Below are 515 nucleotides of genomic sequence, written 5' to 3'. Positions count from 1 at the left end.
AGAGCAGTATATCGGCTCTGAGAAAAACGGCAAAGCCACGCGTTGGGGTGTGTACTGGCGCAAAGGCGAATGGGTAGAAGAATAAGCTTCTTTTACCTTTACTATAAATAATTTTAAGCTATAAAAAAACCTCTTAGCATCCTAAGAGGTTTTTTATTGTTGATAAGAGTTAAGCTAAACGTTATTATTTCTTTTCGATGATACCGCAAGCGATACGGTCGCCAGCGTTACCTGCTGGTTGACTGGTATAGTCATCAGCGCCAGCATGAACGATAAAGGCACGGCGATTGACACTGTATTTACCTGTTTGAGCTGCTGAAATTTGCTTGTTCACATAGTTGATAGTGGCAACACCATCTTCATTGGCTGTTAAGTTAGGCAAGTCACCTGCATGACCGTTCATATCATCTGGGTTAGAGTGGGGGAAGTTATCAGGATTAAAGTGACCACCTGCTGCTTTACCCATATCAGCGCAGCTACCAGTTTCGTGAATATGTAGCGCTACTGTTTTACCT

Annotated in this window: 2 protein-coding genes; one reads left to right on the top strand and one right to left on the bottom strand. The window is 42.7% G+C overall.

What is annotated here, in order from left to right; translation table 11 throughout:
• The first annotated feature begins 10 nt into the window (after positions 1–10).
• Positions 11–85, top strand: coding sequence for a hypothetical protein (locus ACS8FD_RS24655; protein WP_439277780.1), 75 nt, complete (start codon positions 11–13; stop codon positions 83–85).
• A gap of 99 nt (positions 86–184) precedes the next feature.
• Here the strand turns inward: ACS8FD_RS24655 and ACS8FD_RS24650 are convergent.
• On the bottom strand, positions 185–515 hold a 331-nt coding region (locus ACS8FD_RS24650), incomplete at its 5' end, for a superoxide dismutase family protein (RefSeq protein WP_439277779.1).

It is taken from the genome of Psychrobacter sp. 1U2, assembly GCF_051847575.1.
The sequence above is the reverse complement of the archived record's forward strand: the minus strand, read 5'-3'. Positions and strand labels throughout refer to the sequence as shown.